16 protein-coding genes are annotated in these 17,561 nt (G+C 44.0%); 9 read left to right on the forward strand and 7 right to left on the reverse strand.

Annotated features, from left to right (window positions below):
* Positions 1 to 212: 212 nt before the first annotated feature.
* Positions 213 to 728, forward strand: coding sequence for a cytochrome b/b6 domain-containing protein (locus BCT34_RS02185; RefSeq protein WP_076656753.1), 516 nt, complete (start codon positions 213 to 215; stop codon positions 726 to 728).
* A gap of 128 nt (positions 729 to 856) precedes the next feature.
* On the opposite strand, the gene BCT34_RS02190 is transcribed toward BCT34_RS02185, so the two are convergent.
* On the reverse strand, positions 857 to 4,009 hold the full coding sequence (locus tag BCT34_RS02190; protein WP_076656752.1) for a multidrug efflux RND transporter permease subunit: 3,153 nt from the start codon (positions 4,007 to 4,009) through the stop codon (positions 857 to 859).
* An 11-nt stretch (positions 4,010 to 4,020) separates the two neighbouring features.
* Positions 4,021 to 5,157: an efflux RND transporter periplasmic adaptor subunit gene (locus tag BCT34_RS02195; RefSeq protein WP_076656751.1), complete on the reverse strand. Its 1,137-nt coding sequence runs from the start codon at positions 5,155 to 5,157 to the stop codon at positions 4,021 to 4,023.
* Positions 5,158 to 5,416: 259 nt separating this feature from the next.
* Between BCT34_RS02195 and BCT34_RS02200 the strand changes: the two genes are divergently transcribed.
* Positions 5,417 to 5,860 carry a cytidine/deoxycytidylate deaminase family protein gene (locus BCT34_RS02200; protein WP_004737813.1) on the forward strand — a complete coding sequence of 148 codons (444 nt, stop codon included), beginning with the start codon at positions 5,417 to 5,419 and terminating at the stop codon, positions 5,858 to 5,860.
* Positions 5,861 to 6,024: 164 nt separating this feature from the next.
* Here the strand turns inward: BCT34_RS02200 and BCT34_RS02205 are convergent, their stop codons facing one another.
* The 3 genes from BCT34_RS02205 to pepT form a co-directional block, all read right to left on the reverse strand.
* Positions 6,025 to 6,867, reverse strand: coding sequence for a mechanosensitive ion channel family protein (locus BCT34_RS02205; RefSeq protein ID WP_076656750.1), 843 nt, complete (start codon positions 6,865 to 6,867; stop codon positions 6,025 to 6,027).
* Between the two features lie 135 nt (positions 6,868 to 7,002).
* The gene (locus BCT34_RS02210; RefSeq protein WP_076656749.1) at positions 7,003 to 7,470 is read right to left on the reverse strand and encodes a DM13 domain-containing protein; all 468 of its coding nucleotides are present in this window, start codon (positions 7,468 to 7,470) and stop codon (positions 7,003 to 7,005) included.
* 77 nt (positions 7,471 to 7,547) lie between these two features.
* The gene (gene pepT / locus BCT34_RS02215; protein WP_076656748.1) at positions 7,548 to 8,780 is read right to left on the reverse strand and encodes a peptidase T; all 1,233 of its coding nucleotides are present in this window, start codon (positions 8,778 to 8,780) and stop codon (positions 7,548 to 7,550) included.
* A gap of 349 nt (positions 8,781 to 9,129) precedes the next feature.
* Between pepT and BCT34_RS24365 the strand changes: the two genes are divergently transcribed.
* The 3 genes from BCT34_RS24365 (at position 9,130) to BCT34_RS02225 (ending at position 11,545) form a co-directional block, all read left to right on the forward strand.
* Complete coding sequence (locus BCT34_RS24365; RefSeq protein ID WP_165690313.1) at positions 9,130 to 9,276, forward strand: hypothetical protein; 147 nt, start codon at positions 9,130 to 9,132, stop codon at positions 9,274 to 9,276.
* 332 nt (positions 9,277 to 9,608) lie between these two features.
* Positions 9,609 to 10,661, forward strand: coding sequence for an aldo/keto reductase (locus BCT34_RS02220; RefSeq protein WP_076656747.1), 1,053 nt, complete (start codon positions 9,609 to 9,611; stop codon positions 10,659 to 10,661).
* Between the two features lie 149 nt (positions 10,662 to 10,810).
* Positions 10,811 to 11,545 (forward strand): RNA methyltransferase, encoded by a 735-nt coding sequence (locus BCT34_RS02225; RefSeq protein WP_076656746.1) that lies wholly within the window; start codon positions 10,811 to 10,813, stop codon positions 11,543 to 11,545.
* Positions 11,546 to 11,642: 97 nt separating this feature from the next.
* Here the strand turns inward: BCT34_RS02225 and fdxA are convergent, their stop codons facing one another.
* Positions 11,643 to 11,966, reverse strand: coding sequence for a ferredoxin FdxA (gene fdxA, locus BCT34_RS02230; protein WP_017631334.1), 324 nt, complete (start codon positions 11,964 to 11,966; stop codon positions 11,643 to 11,645).
* A 254-nt stretch (positions 11,967 to 12,220) separates the two neighbouring features.
* Between fdxA and BCT34_RS02235 the strand changes: the two genes are divergently transcribed.
* The 4 genes from BCT34_RS02235 (at position 12,221) to BCT34_RS02250 (ending at position 16,445) form a co-directional block, all read left to right on the forward strand.
* On the forward strand, positions 12,221 to 13,852 hold the full coding sequence (locus BCT34_RS02235) for an NAD(P)/FAD-dependent oxidoreductase (protein ID WP_076656745.1): 1,632 nt from the start codon (positions 12,221 to 12,223) through the stop codon (positions 13,850 to 13,852).
* Between the two features lie 180 nt (positions 13,853 to 14,032).
* Positions 14,033 to 15,238, forward strand: coding sequence for a DEAD/DEAH box helicase (locus BCT34_RS02240; RefSeq protein WP_076656744.1), 1,206 nt, complete (start codon positions 14,033 to 14,035; stop codon positions 15,236 to 15,238).
* 111 nt (positions 15,239 to 15,349) lie between these two features.
* Positions 15,350 to 15,754: a DUF296 domain-containing protein gene (locus tag BCT34_RS02245; protein WP_076656743.1), complete on the forward strand. Its 405-nt coding sequence runs from the start codon at positions 15,350 to 15,352 to the stop codon at positions 15,752 to 15,754.
* 67 nt (positions 15,755 to 15,821) lie between these two features.
* Positions 15,822 to 16,445, forward strand: a complete 624-nt coding sequence (locus tag BCT34_RS02250; protein WP_076656742.1) for a 3'-5' exonuclease — start codon at positions 15,822 to 15,824, stop codon at positions 16,443 to 16,445.
* A gap of 86 nt (positions 16,446 to 16,531) precedes the next feature.
* Here BCT34_RS02250 and BCT34_RS02255 read toward each other — a convergent pair whose 3' ends face one another.
* Positions 16,532 to 17,368, reverse strand: coding sequence for a DUF6279 family lipoprotein (locus BCT34_RS02255; protein ID WP_076656741.1), 837 nt, complete (start codon positions 17,366 to 17,368; stop codon positions 16,532 to 16,534).
* Between the last annotated feature and the right edge of the window lie 193 nt (positions 17,369 to 17,561).

Below are 17,561 nucleotides of genomic sequence, written 5' to 3' on the forward strand. Positions count from 1 at the left end.
CTTCGCAGTTGAATTCGGGTCCATATTGGAATTAACACTCTAAAACATCATTGATAATTATAAAACACCTGAAGCAACATCATTAATTTCTAAATTATAAAAATACCGCGTAATACTGTTCTATATAATTAATTCGCGATGCGAATATACCGAGAATTGATTTATTGCATCGAGATGAATCTTATATTAATAACGATCAGAACGAGGTTAATTTGAATAATCCACGATACGATTTGGTAAGCCGCCTACTGCACTGGCTCATGGCTTCTGTCATCATCTATGCAACAATCGCAGGGTATGTGATGCACTATGTCACCAGTCATCCAGAGTTGTTTTCTTTTCTGTCAGTGCTCAACATGTCGCTGGCGACCGTTGCGACACCACTACTCCTGGTCCGTTATATTTGGAGCCACTTTCGCTCATCACCAAGCATGCCAACCTCTGTACCTGAAGGGCAAACATGCGTCGCCAAGCTTGCACACTCTTTGATGTATCTCGTGATGTTTATGGTTTTCAGTACCGGTTACTTAATGCTAAAAGAGCCGTACTCATTATTTTGGCTAGTGAGCGTAAATAATCTAATTACCGATCCTGCAATCAACGGCTTCTTTTTCTACTTACATCGTGCCAGTTGTATTACCTTAGCCTGTTTCATTGTTCTGCATATCAGTGCCGCACTTAAACACCACTTTGTTTCTAAAAACTATGTATTGAAGATGATGCTCTAGATTCAAAGGATTCAAAACGGTTTGCACAAACAAAAAAGGCTTAGCGCGATGCTAAGCCTTTTTTTATAAGGAATTAACTTTCAAGGGGTAATCTTGCAAGGAGCTAGCCTTACAAGACACTCAGTTCCCTATTCGTCATCAAGTGGAATCAACTTGGTGTTACCACCGTGTGCCTTCTCACGCTTGCGTTGCACGAATGCATAGAAGCCTGGGATTAGGAACGTACCAGCCAATAGCACACATAACAGGCCGCCAATCAGTGAAATACCCAGAGAGTTCTGACTCACGTGACCTGCGCCCGCTGCGAAGATAAGCGGGAAGATACCTAAGATAAACGACCAAGATGTCATGTTAACAGCACGGAAACGCAGCGTACCGCCCTTCACCGCCGCATCTTCGACTGGTGCGTCTTTGTCTTCACGCTCAACCTTCGCAAATTCCACAATCAAGATCGCGTTCTTTGCTGCCAAGGCTATCAAGAGAACCAAACCAATTTGTGCATACAGGTTCAATGGTGTACCCGTAAGATTCAACGCCAAGAAGGAACCCAAAGTTGCAACCGGTACTACTAGGATAATCGCAATTGGTATTGTCCAACTCTCGTATTGAGCCACCATAAACAAGTAGATGAAGATCAGAGCAAGAGCGAAAGCAAAGATCGCTTGGTTACCTGCTAATACTTCTTGGTAAGCCATGCCCGTCCATTCGTACTGATAACCCTGAGGTAATACTTCAGCGGCTACACGTTCCATTGCAGCAATCGCATCACCACTTGAGTAACCTGGCGCTGGTTGGCCTTGAATTACGGCACTGCGGTACATGTTGTAACGCCATGCTACATCCGGTTCGAAGATCTGATCATAAGTCACGAGTGTACTTAGTGGGATCATCTCACCATTTGAAGAACGCACATGGAATCGTTGTAGGTCATCCATGCTGCTACGATGTTCACTATCAGCTTGCATGGTTACGCGGAAGTTCTTACCAAACATGGTGAAGTCATTCACGTAAAGAGAACCTAGGTTACCTTGTAGTGTTTGGAAGATTTCCGACAGTGGGATACCAAGCTGTTGCGCTTTCTCACGGTCAATGTCGACATAGTAGTGCGGTACGTTGGCACGGAAAGTACTGAATGTGTGTGAAATCTCAGGCTGTTTGGTCGCCTCAGCAATCACGTCATTCATAACCATCGCTAAATCAGTACGGCTACGTCCCAATGTATCTTCAAGAACGAACTCAAAACCAGACGCTGCACCCATACCCGGCACTGCTGGTGGTCCCATTGCAAATACAATCGCTTGAGGCAGTTCCGTTGCTGCTCGACCGTTGATACGTTGTGAGATCGCTTGTGCAGAGTGTTGTCCATCTAGGGCGTTACGCATATCCCAATCGTGGAGCTTAATGAACATCGATGCACCATTCGAAGCTGAAGCGCCCGTCATGAATGCATAGCCATTAACCAGTGTCACACCATCAACACCCGGCTCTTGCTCAACCATCTCTAGCAACTGCTTAGTCACATCTTCTGTACGAGACAGTGATGCCGCATCAGGAAGCTGCACGTTAACCAGCAGAATACCTTTATCTTCTTGCGGAACGAACGCCGTAGACGTTGTTTTCGCGAAGTACGTTACTGCAGCCAAAGCGACTACGAAGAAAGTGAACAGCAGAACGCCTTTCTTAACTAAGAAGCCCGCAATTTGACCATACTTGTTAGTAACAGATTCTAAACCACGGTTAAACGCTTGGTACCAACGAGCAGTGTTACCACCACCCAGCTTCAGAACCAACGAACACAATGCTGGTGACAGCGTTAGAGCGTTAATAGAAGAGATAACAACGGCAATACAGATAGTCAGAGCGAACTGACGATACATGATGCCGGTAATGCCTGGCAGCATGGCTACAGGAATGAATACCGCAAGTAGAACCAAGGTTGAAGTAACGATCGGACCCGTTACTTCCTTCATAGCAATAAGTGTTGCTTTGCGCGGAGAGAGCGTTGGATCTTTGGCCATTGTGGTATCAACGTTCTCGATAACCAAGATCGCATCATCTACTACAATACCGATCGCCAATATCAAACCAAACAAGGTTACCGTATTGATGGTAAAGCCTGTCATCTGCATGATGGCAAACGTACCAATTAGAGACACCGGAATCGCAACCACAGGAATCAACGTTGCACGAGCACTACCCAAGAACAGGTAAGTCACGGCAATTACCAGCAAGATAGCTTCGATTAGCGTCTTAACTACCCCTTTAATCGATTCCGCAACAAAGAGTGTGGTGTCATAACTCGCTTCATAAGCAACGCCTTCAGGGAAGTTTTTGCTCAGGTTATCAAGCATCGCCATAACGGCTTTACCACTTTCCAGCGCGTTAGCGTCTGACTGAAGTGACAGCGTTACGATTGAAGCATCTTGACCACGGTATTTACCATTGCCGTCGTAGAACTTTTTACCAAGTTCAACACGAGCAACATCTTTTAGGTAAACCGTTGAACCATCTTGAGTTGCACGAAGAACAACATTTTCAAACTCATCAGCCGTTTCTAATCGGCCTTTGGTTACCAAGTTGAACTGTACTTCTTGCGCATTGTTATAAGGTGCAGCACCAATACGACCAGCAGCAACTTGAACGTTCTGTTCCGCCAACGCACGATTCACATCAGAAGTGGTGATATTGAGGTTAGCCATTTTCTCAGGGTCTAACCAAACACGCATCGCGTATTCGCCACCACCTAATACATTAACCTCACTAATACCCTTTACACGAGCCAGTTGGTCTTTAATGTTTAGGTTAACGTAGTTGATTAGGAACTGATCATCGAATTCACCGTTTGGTGAGTAGAAGTTCAATACCATCAAGAGGTCAGGAGAGCGCTTCTTAACGGTTACACCAACCATTCTTACTTCTTGTGGAAGCTTCGATTCGATCTGAGAAACTCGGTTCTGAACGTTGACTTGAGCCATATCGGCATCGGTACCAACGTCAAAGGTCACATTAAGGTTATACGAACCGTCATTAGCACTCTTAGAAGACATGTAGATCATATCTTCTACGCCATTCACCGACGTTTCTATGGGGTCGGCTATCGCTTGTTCCACAACTTCAGCACTTGCACCTGTGTAGTATGCTGACACGCTAACAGAAGGTGGGCTAATTTTTGGATATTCAGCTACTGGCAAAATAGCGAGAGAAATCGCACCTGCCAGTGTCAATATAATGGATATGACAAGGGCAAACTTAGGCCTTTGAATAAAGAAACGACTTAACATAAATAGTCCCCTTACTCAGCTTGTTCAGCAGAAGGTTGAATACGAACAGACATACCATTACGCACACGCTGCAGACCTTGAGTGATTATTGCGTCGTTCTTCTCTAATCCAGAATGAACAATCACACCACCTTCAACCTGACGACCCATCTCGATGTTTCGACGCTCAGCAACGGGCGCAGCTTCGCCTTCAACCAGTACCATCACAAAGTCACCTTCTAGGTCAGTTTGGACCGCGCGGCGTGGAATAGTCACAACATCAATAGATTGCTTTTCACGTAGATCCACGCGAACGTGTTGGCCTGGAAGTAATTGCTGATTTGGGTTATCAGCAATGGCGCGCATCGCGATCGTACCAGTATTGAGGTTGATACGGTTACCCAAGAAATCAAGCTGACCTAGATGTTCGAACGCTTCACCATTCTCAAGCATGATCTGAACTTCAACACCTGCAGAATCGCTGCTGCCGTCGCCTTCGATGCGATCCATACCCAGCTCAATACGCTCACGCTCACTGATGCTGAACGATGCATGGATTGGGTCTAGGCTAACCAAAGTAGTTAATACACCTGAAGACGGTGAAACCAAGTCACCCGTGCTCACTTTGGTGTCACTGATTCGTCCAGAGAAAGGCGCAATAATTTTGGTATGAGAAAGCTGGACATTCGCTGCATTGAGCTGAGCTTGACTTGCTTCAAGCTGTGCCTGAGAACCCAATAAGTTTGCTGTCAATGCATCAAATTCCGATTGAGAAATACTACCCTTAGGGAGAAGATTCTTACCTCGGTTGAAATCAAGCTCGGCTTTTTTAAGGTTCGCGTTCGCTTGAGCAACAGACGCTTTTGCGCTTGCTACTTCAGCTTCAAATGAAGAGGGTTCAATGGAGTACAGCAATTGGCCCTTTTCGACCATTTGACCTTCATTGAAATGACGGCTCTGTAGATAGCCAGAAACCTGCGCTGTGATAGCCGTATCTTCAACGGCTTCGATACGGCCGATATACGACTTACTTTGTTGGTGAGAAACGACGCTAACATCCTGTACAGCTACGAGAGGTAAAGGCGCTTGCTTGGCATTCTGAGCATCTTGCCCACATCCAGCAAGAATAAGAGAGCTTGCAAGAGCCGTAAGGATTAACTTTTTACGCATGGTTATACCGTCACTTATGAGAAATTGAACAGCATAAAAGTTACGTAACACAATTGCTTCAAATGTCCGAGGAATATCAATTATAACTCGCAAAAGTGTTTCAACATGTAAATTGAAATTAGAGACATACCAACCATTTACAAACCAACAACAATTCGTGATCAAATAACTATTTCCTACTTCCACTCTCCTCGTATATTGTCTAACATAATGTAACTTCAAAGCTAAACACTCATACTTCTTCGTTAAGGTAATCCGAATGATTTCAAAATGGGCAAAACGTTTCTATCAAATGGCAGAATTGGTCGGCTCTTGGAGTAAAGATCCTTCAACTCAAGTCGGCGCCGTAATCACTAAGCACAACCGTATTGTTTCCGTTGGTTTTAATGGCTACCCACATGGTGTGTCTGATAGCGCGGATACCGATGACAGAGAGATGAAATACCTCAAGACGCTTCATGCTGAAGAAAATGCAATTTTATTCGCGAAGCGTGATTTGGACAGTTGTGAGATTTGGGTAACGCACTTCCCTTGTCCTAACTGTGCTGCAAAAATCATCCAAACTGGTATTTCAGCGGTACATTGCCCAGAGCAGAGTGAAGATTTCCTTTCTCGCTGGGGCGACAAGATTAAAGTTAGCCAAGATATGTTTGAGCAAGCTGGCGTACAAGTGGATTGGTTGCCACTCGCTGACCTAGACTAATATCTAAGCTGAGTTTCAGATAGAGAAAAGCCGAGAGTCGATATTATCGCTCTTGGCTTTTCTTTTATTCGGAGGCTGTATTTTGGACGCTATGGTTGGGACGCTATAGTTTGGAAGCTGTAGTTTGGAAGCTGTAGTTTGAACGGTATAAACTGCTGGCCAAATTAAGCGTTAGGTGGGAATGCCTCTGCGTATGCTTCCATAAAGTCTTTACGAATATCTTGCTCTAGATGAATCGCTTTTTCTGTCGGACAGAAGATCATAAAGTGCACCTCTTGTTCACCCGTCGAGCTGCTCGTAATATGGATATGAGGCTCAGATCCGGGAAGGTCAACGCCAGCGTGCTTTTCGATTACACCATTGTAGCGGCGGGCAACATCGATAAACTCTTCACAATGCTCTTCAATTTTAACAATGAGATCCGGCACCATTGGATATAGGTTTACAAAGTCTCTAACCGTCACAGAAAAGTTATGATAAACATAGCGCTTCATGAAGTTGAGGTTCTTTACTGGATAAGTGAAGAACATACTATTAGGTAGCGTGGCTGTCTTACCGGTGAAGTGATACTGCCCGTGGTAGAGATCAATTTCTTGAATCACGGTCGCCATCAAGTTGTGCTCAATTACCTCACCGCTGATTTTGCCCACTTCAATCCAGTCACCAATTCTAAATGAACGAGAGCTCGCGCGTTGAATAGAACCGGTGAAACACAAAATGATCTCTTTTGACGCCACCACTATTGCAACTGCAATGGCCGTAACTGACAGTGCAAATTCACTGATCTCAGACTTCCAGAGAATGAAAAGGGTGACAACGATGAGCGCAAAGGTGCCATTTTTGGTACGTGACATCCAGTTACGTTGGTCTTCGCTAAGGAAAGCGACATCACCTCTAATTCGAGACAAGGTGATTCTGCGGATGATTAAAATAAGACTGATAATCAGCGCACTAAAAATAAACTTATGAGCGAGTAGAAAATCTATTACTTGCCACACTTTTTCCATTACTTAATCCTTAGCATTACAACAGTTAGCTTTACAACGGTAGCTTTACAAGAAAGCCACCAATATCAGCGCTATGAAAAAGCGCTCAACTCCGGAGCGCTCGCATTCATACTGATATCAGTCTGACTAAGGCTATCATTTTATCTGGGCAGAAGTAATAAATTGGCCAAAAGTTTCACACCAAATCACAACGGTATTAAATCGATTAAGATCAGTACCTTCGGGAAGCTCAACCATAAAACGGTCGAATGTTTTTACATCTCCAACTCTTAATAGCTCGTTCTTACTGTCATTGAAAGCTTGTTCGGTTTCAATGAACTTAGGTGAGAGGTATACCTTATAATCAGGCCCTGGTGCCAATTCACCTTCAAAAGCTATCGCACTCTCAGACACTGAGACGATGCCTTCTCCCCAGTGCAAAAAGTCACTGTCTTGTCTGTCTTTAGTGAACTCTCCGGTGTAGATAGCCTGCTCACTGATCGCTTCAACTGAACTAGAGGAAGGAGAGTCAGGCTCAATCAATATAGGTAATGCGTAAACACCCAGCCCAAAACCAAAAGCACCCACAGCTAAGTGGGTGCAAAGTAAAACTAACTTTTTCATCGCGTACTCCCTTATTGCTTAAAGAGAGTATTATTGAATACTCTCAAAAATACAAAGAGATATAACGCTCAGATGTTCTATTTTTGGTAATGCGCTGCCGTACGCTGAGACAATTCAACAATCACTTTCACCGCTTGTTCCATACCTTGAATGGTAATGAACTCATGAATACCGTGGAAGTTGTAGCCTCCAGTAAAGATATTCGGACATGGCAGCCCCATGAAAGATAAGCGAGCACCGTCTGTACCACCTCGAATCGGCTTGATCATCGGCTCAACATCACACTCAATCATCGCTTCCTTCGCTAACTCAATGATGTGTTGATGCGGTTCAACCATCTCTTTCATGTTGAAGTAGCTATCGGTTAGCACCAACTCAACACGGCCTTTCTCAAGACGCTCATTCAGTTCGTCGACTTTCTGTTGCATAAATGCTTTACGTGCTTCTACACCCTCACGTTCAAAATCACGGATGATGTAACCCAATTCAGAGCGAGCCACACCCATTTCAGCGGATTTCAGGTGGTAGAAACCTTCATACCCTTCTGTGCACTCTGGTGTTTCTTGCGCTGGCATCATCAGTTGGAATTGCGCTGCAATGTTCATCGAGTTAACCATTTTACCTTTTGCGGTACCTGGGTGAACGTTCACGCCATGACAGATAACATCAGCGCTCGTGGCATTGAAGTTCTCAAATTCCAACTCCCCTACAGGACCACCATCAATGGTGTACGCCCACTCAGCGCCAAACTTTTCAACGTCAAACAGGTTCGCACCACGGCCAATCTCTTCATCTGGCGTGAAACCAATGCAAATGTCGCCGTGCTTAATGTCTGGATTCGCTTTTAGGTAAGCAATTGCACTGATGATTTCAGCAATACCCGCTTTGTTATCGGCACCAAGCAAAGTTGTGCCGTCAGTCGTAATAAGGTCGTGACCATGCAAGCTGTCGAGATCAGGATACTGGCTAGGGTTCAAACTCTCGCCACTTGTGCCTAATTCTATCGTTCCACCTCGGTAATCTTTGATCACTTGTGGTTTCACGTTGGCACCTGATGCGTCAGGAGCGGTATCCATATGCGCTACAAAGCCAATCGTAGGAACATCAAAATCAACATTCGAAGGCAGTTTCGCCATCAAGTATCCATTTTCATCTAACGACACATCGACTAAATCTAATGCAACCAATTCTGACTTTAAAGCTTCAGCAAAGGTGATTTGACCCGGCGAACTTGGGCATTGCTGATTAGAAGGATCGGATTTGGTATCAAAAGTAACGTAATTCAGAAAACGTTCTACAAGCTTTTCCATAATTCATCTCACCATGGATTAAGTAATTGATTTACTGACTTAATTATTAATATCGATAAGCGGTGTATTTTTAGAAAAATACGCACACAGAGTCAGTAGCGAGGTTTTTCATCTTACGCCCCTGACCGTGTATGTAATTGCTCTAAATCATTATTGTGCGAAATTAGATAAGCTTCCTATACTTGAGACCAGAGGGTTTCGTCAGTTCAACATTGCATACGGATGATAAGAGATCGCTTTGTACTCATTCTACGCCCTCTGATCTCAGCCTAAATAAAGTACAAAGTGGATGATGATTACAATTTATCCTTGATACAGAATCTGTCATACGTTACATGGAGACACAGTTATGACGATTAATAAATATTTCATTTTCTCTCCTCAAGCCTCTGAGAAAACGCTTCAACCAGTATTAACTGAGAAAGAAGTTCAAAGGCAGGAAGCTCTAAGACAGGCGCAGACCCAGGGTGGGTTAGACACAAACGCGACCTCGTAACTCAATTAACACCTAGCAATACTGAGAACCCCCTATAAAAAAGCTCTACGCTCTATCCTGTAGAGCTTTTTTATTTTTGCGCTATTCTCCTACTCCCTGCTTTAACCATTAAATTCGCTCCCGTTTTGCCTCATAGTTTTTCACGAATACATTTTTACTCATGACGCACGTTGCTTACCGCGTATAGAAATGACTCACTAAAGTCCTTAATGCCATACCTTGCCGCGCCATTTTGTGCTAATAATTCATATTCGTTTTCATTCCTCACTCGCCCTCTTTTCAAAACTACAATGCGAGTACCAGAGAACCTAACCACAGGAATCCCGAATTCAATGGAATATTCAAAACTAGGAAGTAGTCAAATTCCCGTTTCCCGTATCTGCCTTGGTAGCATGACTTGGGGGCTACAAAATACGCAACAACAAGCCGACCAACAGATCGAATACGCATTAAGCCAAGGTATTAACTTTATCGATACTGCAGAAATGTACGCGGTTCCACCTTCTCCAGATACTTATGGCAAAACCGAAGCGATTATTGGTAACTGGTTGTCTCGTAATCCAGAGCGTCGCAAGGAATTAATCATTGCCAGTAAAATTGCTGGGCCTGGGCTTCCTTGGGTTCGAAATGGTGGCCCTATAACCGGTGAAGCCGTGATCGCAGCCGTTGATGCATCATTAAAACGCCTACAAACCGACTACATCGACCTTTACCAACTTCATTGGCCAAATCGCACAACGCCTCACTTTGGTAAGCATTTCCCAAATCACATTCGATTCAGTGATATTGACCGAAAGCAGCATGAAGCCGAGATGTTGGAAATCCTACAAGCATTAGCTAGCTGTATTAAGGCGGGAAAAATTCGCCATGTCGGTCTTTCAGATGATTCGACTTGGGGCATTAACACTTACCTCAAACTGAGCGAAAAACACGATTTACCACGTATGGTTTCTATTCAGAATGAATTTAACTTGCTGCACGCAAAAGACTGGCCATATCTGATTGAGAACTGTGTGCATGAAGATGTCGCTTATCTGCCATGGTCACCTTTAGCTGCAGGTATGTTGAGCGGAAAGTACATCGATGGCGCAAGGCCGGAAGGCAGCCGTTGGACTTACATGCAACGTAAAGGCATTTTCCGTGACACTGAATCTGCCAATGAAGCGGTTAAAGGCTATGTAGAAGTGGCAAACGCACATGGATTTACGCCGAGCCAACTCGCATTGGCGTGGTGTAATCAAGTTGATGGGGTGACTTCCACCATCATTGGCGCAACCACCATGGAACAGCTAAAAGAGAACGTCGCCGCTTTCAGTAAACCGTTATCAGAAGAGATCCTGACTGATATCAACACGGTCTTTAAGCGCTACCCTGCTCCGTATTAATCGTTAAGAGCAATTCAGCTCAAGTAAATCAGAATAAGCGCGCTATTTAGTGCGCTTTTGTTTTTTTAAGTGGGTCGCTTTCGCTTATCACGCTTTTGGTTATCCAACCTTTGCTCTATAATGCGCGGGCTTATATCTAGGATAAAAACATGATTTCAAAAAACCAATTAAAACTCCTTCGTGCTTTGGGCCAAAAGAAACAACGTAAAGCCCACGGCCTGTTTCTAGTTCAAGGTGAAAAGAACGTTCTTGAGCTGTTCAATAGTGATTTAGTCGTAAAAAACGTCTTTGCGACTGCTGATTTCCTATCTGAAAATCACGCATCATTGATTGAGTTTGATTGTGTTGAAGCTTCGCTAGACGATCTAACCAAGGCGAGCACCTTGGTAAGTAACAATGCCGCAATTGCCGTGGTTGAGATCCCGAACGTTGAATTACCAGAAGCGACAGGTTTGATGATTGCACTTGATGGCGTTTCAGACCCAGGTAACCTAGGTACGATTATTCGCGTAGCCGACTGGTATGGCATCAAACATATCGTTGCGAGCAGCGATTGCGCAGACCCATACAACCCTAAAACGATCAGTGCGACCATGGGTAGCTTTGGCCGAGTACACGTAAGCCAAACAGACTTACCTGCTTACTTAGAGCAAGCGAACCTGCCGGTTTACGGCGCGTTTTTAGAAGGCGAAAGTGTTCATAGGACTGAGTTTACTGCAAATGGCATTTTGCTGATGGGCAGCGAGTCTCACGGTATCCGTGAACACGCCGCTAAATTCGTGACAGACAAGATTACGATTCCAGCATTCGGTGGTGCAGAGTCTTTGAACGTAGCAATGGCGACAGGTATCATTCTTGACAACATGCGTCGTCAACACAGCTAGCTCTCATAAGCCAACTAGCTAATCCACAGTATTCAGATGCTAAAAAAGGCGTATTGATTAAATCAGTACGCCTTTTTATTTAAATTCTTTTCAACAATTACTTTTCTAGCATTGCCAACTTATCAGACACACCATTCCACTTTTCAGCGTCATCCATTGGGGCTTTTACTTCCGTTTGTACCGGCCAGATTTCTGCAAGTTCAGCATTCACTTCGATAAAGATCTTTTGATCTTCTGGCAGTTCATCTTCTTGGAAGATTGCTTGAGCATCACATTCAGGTACACATAAACCACAATCGATACATTCGATTGGGTTAATTACCATGAAGTTTGGGCCTTCATGGAACGCATCTGCGGGGCACACTGCCACACAGTCTGTGTATTTACATTGAATACAATTATCGCCTACGACAAATGCCATGATGCTCTGCTCTATAAGTTAGTCAAAATTGAAGAATGGGGATAATACTCATCCCAAAGCAAAATTCAACATCATACGGCTCTAATATCGTGTCTATTTGCTCCATGTTTCCAAATTAGTATGACAGATAAATCAATTTCTCGTAAAATGCGCGCCATTGTGAGCTTATCGCTTCTTTAAACATCAGCGTTTTCATCCAAGCTCTGTATTCAGAAACGATCTAGCTAAGACACCTATAAAAACGAGACATCGAAATGATACGTTTAACCGAAATTAAACTCCCACTAGACCATGAAGAGTCTGCCATTCAAGAAGCGATTGAAGCGAAGCTTGGCATCAACTCAGATCAGGTACTCTCTTTTAATATCTTTAAACGTGGCTACGATGCTCGTAAGAAATCAAAGATCTTACTTATCTACACGCTTGATGTTCTCGTTGAAAACGAAGCTGAGTTGTTAGAACAGTTCATTAGCGACCCGCACGTCAAAGTGACTCCTGATATGGAGTACAAATTTGTAGCTAAAGCAATTGAGAACCAAACTGAACGCCCTGTGGTTATCGGTTTTGGCCCTTGTGGTCTATTCGCTGGCCTAGTGCTTGCTCAAATGGGCTTCAACCCAATTATCGTTGAGCGTGGTAAAGAAGTTCGTGAACGTACTAAAGATACCTTTGGTTTCTGGCGTAAGCGCACACTGAACACTGAATCAAACGTTCAGTTTGGTGAAGGCGGCGCAGGTACCTTCTCTGACGGTAAGCTTTACAGCCAAGTTAAAGATCCAAAGCACTACGGCCGTAAAGTAATCGAAGAGTTCGTTGCAGCTGGCGCACCGGAAGAAATTCTATACGTAAGTAAGCCACACATCGGTACCTTTAAACTGGTTACTATGATCGAAAAAATGCGTGCTTCTATCATCGAACTAGGTGGCGAAATCCGCTTCAGCACGCGTGTTGACGACATTCATATGGAAGACGGTCAGATCACCGGTTTAACGCTTTCTAACGGTGAAGAGATTAAATCTCGTCACGTTGTACTGGCTGTTGGCCACAGTGCGCGCGATACGTTCGAAATGCTGTACGATCGTGGCGTTTACATGGAAGCGAAGCCTTTCTCTGTTGGTTTCCGTATCGAACACAAGCAATCGATGATCGATGAAGCTCGTTTCGGTAAGAACGCAGGCAACCCAATCCTAGGTGCTGCGGACTACAAATTAGTACATCACTGTAAGAATGGCCGCACTGTATACAGCTTCTGTATGTGCCCAGGCGGTACTGTGGTTGCAGCGACTTCTGAAGAAGGCCGCGTAGTAACTAACGGCATGAGCCAATACTCTCGCGCAGAACGTAACGCAAACAGCGCAATCGTAGTTGGTATCGACCCAGAACGCGATTACCCAGGTGACGCATTAGCTGGTATCCGTTTACAGCGTGAACTTGAAAGCGGCGCTTATGTTCTTGGTGGTGAAAACTACGATGCACCAGCACAGAAAATCGGTGACTTCCTAAAAGGTCGCGATCCAAGTGCTATTGGTGAAGTACAACCATCTTTCACACCGGGTATCCACCTAACAGACATTTCAAAAGCGCTGCCTGACTTTGCAATCGAAGCGATTCGTGAAGCCATCCCTGCGTTCGAGAAGAAGATAAAAGGCTTCTCTACGCCAGACGGCTTACTAACAGGTGTTGAGACTCGTACGTCTTCTCCTGTATGTATCAAGCGTGGCAAAGACTTCCAAAGCATCAACCTAAAGGGCTTCTACCCTGCAGGTGAAGGCGCAGGCTACGCAGGCGGCATCCTATCTGCTGGTATCGACGGTATTAAGGCTGCAGAAGCTCTAGCACTGTCAATGGTAGAGCAGAACCAAGCTGAGAAGATTGAGATCGCTTAAGCGCGCTTTTTAATACTAGCGAAAACTAAAAATCCAGTGTCTTGTAGATACTGGATTTTTTTATACCCATGTTACTAGCGGTACACAAGCAACATGGTAGAATGCCGCCATTAATCTTATCCTTGTATAAGATTGTTGAACCTTTCCATCGCTATTTAGCCAAATCATACCGAGAAACTTATGCCATTTTCCAAGCTTGGATTAAGCTCACCTATTGTTAAAGCCGTTGCAAAACAAGGCTATGAAAAGCCAACCTCGATTCAAGAAAAAGCAATTCCGATTGTTCTTTCTGGTAAGAACCTTATTGCGGCTGCACAAACAGGCACAGGTAAAACTGCGAGCTTTGTTCTCCCTATCTTAGAAATGCTAAGCAAAGGTGAAACACAACGTAAAAAACGCATTCGTGCCGTGATTCTTACACCGACTCGTGAGCTGGCAGTTCAGGTTGAACAGAACATCACTAAGTACGCGAAATTCCTAAACCTAACATCATTAGCGATGTACGGTGGCGTATCTTACCAACACCAAAAAGATCGTCTGATTGAAGGGGTCGATATTCTGGTTGCAACACCTGGCCGTTTGATCGACATGTACGGCCAACGTGCCGTTCACTTTGATGAAGTGGAAGTATTGGTTCTTGATGAAGCAGACCGCATGCTAGATATGGGTTTCATCGAAGACATCAACAAGATCATTGCTCGCTTGCCACAAGATGTGCAAAACCTGTTGTTCTCAGCAACACTTTCAACGCCAGTTCGCGCGCTAGCGAAAAGTGCGATCAGTGAAGCGGAAGAGATTTCAATTGCCAAAACTGACGCGTCTAAAGCGAACATTGAGCAATGGTTGGTAACGGTAGATAAAGACCGTAAGTCAGCACTATTGAGCCACATGATTGCCGAAGGTAATTGGGATCAAGCGCTTATCTTTATCGAAACCAAGCACGGCGCAGCTAAGTTGGTTGCTCAACTAGAGAAACGTGGTATTCAAGCTGAAGCTTTCCACAGTGGACGCAGCCAAGCGATCCGTGAAAAGATCTTGGCTGACTTCAAGAAAGGTCGCCTAAAATACTTAGTTGCGACTGGCGTTGCTGCTCGTGGTATCGATATCGATAACCTAAGCCGCGTAGTGAACTACGACATGCCCTTCCCTGCTGATGACTATGTTCACCGTATTGGTCGTACAGGCCGTGCTGATGCGTCTGGTGAAGCGATCTCTTTCCTATCAAAAGACAACTTCAAGAACCTGTGCATTATTGAAAAGCGTCTTGGTCACCTGATTGAGCGTCGTGTAGTGGAAGGCTTCGAACCACGTAAAGAAGTGCCAATTTCAGTGCTGAACTTCGTTCCCAAGAAGAAAAGAGAACAGCAAGAGAAAGAAGGCAAGTAACTATCAAAGCTTAACTGGCTGCGATAACGAGCTAACTAACCCATGACCTAAACGAAGCCCCATGTGGCTTCGTTTTGTTCTTTGATACACAGATAAAACAGAGGTATTGAGATGATTACTCCTATCGCATCGAGATTAACCCGAGGCCAAGACCTAAAGCTAGAGCTCCAGAAGTTAGTGACCGCACATAATGTCGCTGCAGGCTCTATCGCATCTTGTGTCGGATGTGTTTCTCAACTCAATATTCGCTTAGCTAATGCCAACAATACCAAGCTAGTTCAAGCCCCGTTCGAAATTGTATCTGTAATGGCAACACTAACGCCTAACCACCAGCACGTTCATATATCCGTTGCTGATGAGAATGGTGACGTGATTGGCGGACATCTACTGGAGGGAACGATTATCGCAACCACAGCTGAATTGATTGTTCACCGCTACGATACTTTGACCTTCCACAGAGAGCATGATGATTCGACGGGTTACACTGAGCTCACTATCAGCAGTAATACGCAATAACTTAATTAATAACAGCACCAAACGCCTCATATAAAGCGATACCACCCAATAGCAATTAGGAAACACGATGGCTCCAAACTCCGCAGACTCCGTTATCGTTCTCGATTTCGAAACCACAGGCTTATCACCAAATATGGGTGACCGAGCGATTGAGATCGGTGCGGTAAAACTCGTTAACGGCGAAGTCGTCGACACCTTCCAACAACTCATGAACCCAGGGTTTCGTGTCAATGGATTCATTGAAGGCTATACCGGAATCAGTAACCGCATGTTAAGCACAGCGGCCAGTTGCAGTGAAGTGATGGATGAATTTGCAGACTTCATTCAAGACAGCCAACTTGTCGCTCACAATGCCTCATTTGATAAACGCTTTCTTGATGCAGAGTTAGATAACATTGGTCGTGATTACAATGGACAATTTGCCTGCTCAATGCTGATTGCTCGCCGCCTAATCCAAGACGCACCGACTCATAAGCTAGGCGACCTTGTGCGTTTCAAGAATATCGACAACGACGGCACCTTCCACAGAGCGTTAGCCGATTCAGAAATGACAGCTAGACTGTGGTTATTGATGATTGATGAGCTGCAAAGCGACCACGGTATTCAGCAACCAAGCTTTCAACTGATGCAAAAAATATCGAAGACAGCGAAAGGCTCTATTCCAAAGTTGCTGATGAGTAATCGAGGTTAAGTGCATTCGGAATAATTAGAATAAGTGAAGGCTGCTCTATATTTCTAGAATAGCCTTTTCTTTTATTAGCAAGGCATACTTGCGCCCTACTCTTGCAAAGTCATCAAAGTTGACTCAAGGCTCTCTAATTCATTCATGAAATAAGACCATTGCTTATCACTACTTACCGATGCGATATCCACTAAAAATTTGGCTGATGTCTGCATATTCTTATTAAGCTTAGATTCCAATTCGTCTGGATAATAAGCTTCGTTATTTAGAAGCAAATTCATAATAATCGGCTGTGCGATATGTAGATCGGCCTTCTTTTCCATCAGTGTTGTGAGATCTTGGTAGGTATTATTTTGATATTGGCGCCAGTTATCGTTGGTATTTATCCACTCTTGAGACCAAGTATAAATAATCTGTTTTTGTTCTTTCGATACCGATCCTAGCCACCGCTCTAGCCTCTCTTCTATTCGATTTCGATATCGTTCTCTGGAATCTTCGTCATTCAACGACAATCTTTCTTCGTAATAGTCTTGCTGCTTTTCTCTAAAGTTTTTTAAGAACTCGCTATCTTGCTTAGGGCTAAGTTGCATACTTAACGCGTAAACATCGGGTGCAAACTTATTAACGATCGCACGAATATGATTCTTAATTTTCTCACTTTGGTCGATGATAAACGCAGAATTCATATCGGCACGAGTAATACTTTGAATCACTTCTAATTGTGAAATATACAATGGGAGTTGAGTTTTTTTATGCCAGGTTTGCAATAAGTCTAGGCGGGCTTCTAGCTCGGACTCTTGACTATTAGATAACGAAACAAAGTCTTCAATATAACTAACCGCAAACCAACTGATATTGTTATAGGCGAATTTTGTCCCACATCCAGCAAATAGAAAGCACACCAATATCACTAACCAACGGCATTTTCTCATTACACCCTCTCACAACCCTTTACTGATCAGCGAACCTGTAAACAGCCTTATCAGATTCACTCTTGACCTTATAACATTAGCTATAAAAACAGCTTATCGTAAAAACTTTCAGATAAATAGAGACTTTACCTTGCTAAACTCTCTATTTAGGCAAATGATTAAAGTAAAAATAATCCCGAATTCAACTGCGAAG

Origin of the sequence: Vibrio sp. 10N.261.45.E2 (assembly GCF_002875705.1) — a bacterium.
Taxonomy (GTDB): Bacteria; Pseudomonadota; Gammaproteobacteria; order Enterobacterales; family Vibrionaceae; genus Vibrio.

Coding starts and splice junctions, on each gene's coding strand:
- BCT34_RS02190 (WP_076656752.1), bottom strand. CDS start 4,009: ATGTTAAGTCGTTTCTTTATTCAAAGGCCTAAGTTTGCCCTTGTCATA.
- BCT34_RS02195 (WP_076656751.1), bottom strand. CDS start 5,157: ATGCGTAAAAAGTTAATCCTTACGGCTCTTGCAAGCTCTCTTATTCTT.
- BCT34_RS02200 (WP_004737813.1), top strand. CDS start 5,417: ATGATTTCAAAATGGGCAAAACGTTTCTATCAAATGGCAGAATTGGTC.
- BCT34_RS02205 (WP_076656750.1), bottom strand. CDS start 6,867: ATGGAAAAAGTGTGGCAAGTAATAGATTTTCTACTCGCTCATAAGTTT.
- BCT34_RS02210 (WP_076656749.1), bottom strand. CDS start 7,470: ATGAAAAAGTTAGTTTTACTTTGCACCCACTTAGCTGTGGGTGCTTTT.
- pepT (WP_076656748.1), bottom strand. CDS start 8,780: ATGGAAAAGCTTGTAGAACGTTTTCTGAATTACGTTACTTTTGATACC.
- BCT34_RS24365 (WP_165690313.1), top strand. CDS start 9,130: ATGACGATTAATAAATATTTCATTTTCTCTCCTCAAGCCTCTGAGAAA.
- BCT34_RS02220 (WP_076656747.1), top strand. CDS start 9,609: ATGGAATATTCAAAACTAGGAAGTAGTCAAATTCCCGTTTCCCGTATC.
- BCT34_RS02225 (WP_076656746.1), top strand. CDS start 10,811: ATGATTTCAAAAAACCAATTAAAACTCCTTCGTGCTTTGGGCCAAAAG.
- fdxA (WP_017631334.1), bottom strand. CDS start 11,966: ATGGCATTTGTCGTAGGCGATAATTGTATTCAATGTAAATACACAGAC.
- BCT34_RS02235 (WP_076656745.1), top strand. CDS start 12,221: ATGATACGTTTAACCGAAATTAAACTCCCACTAGACCATGAAGAGTCT.
- BCT34_RS02240 (WP_076656744.1), top strand. CDS start 14,033: ATGCCATTTTCCAAGCTTGGATTAAGCTCACCTATTGTTAAAGCCGTT.
- BCT34_RS02245 (WP_076656743.1), top strand. CDS start 15,350: ATGATTACTCCTATCGCATCGAGATTAACCCGAGGCCAAGACCTAAAG.
- BCT34_RS02250 (WP_076656742.1), top strand. CDS start 15,822: ATGGCTCCAAACTCCGCAGACTCCGTTATCGTTCTCGATTTCGAAACC.
- BCT34_RS02255 (WP_076656741.1), bottom strand. CDS start 17,368: ATGAGAAAATGCCGTTGGTTAGTGATATTGGTGTGCTTTCTATTTGCT.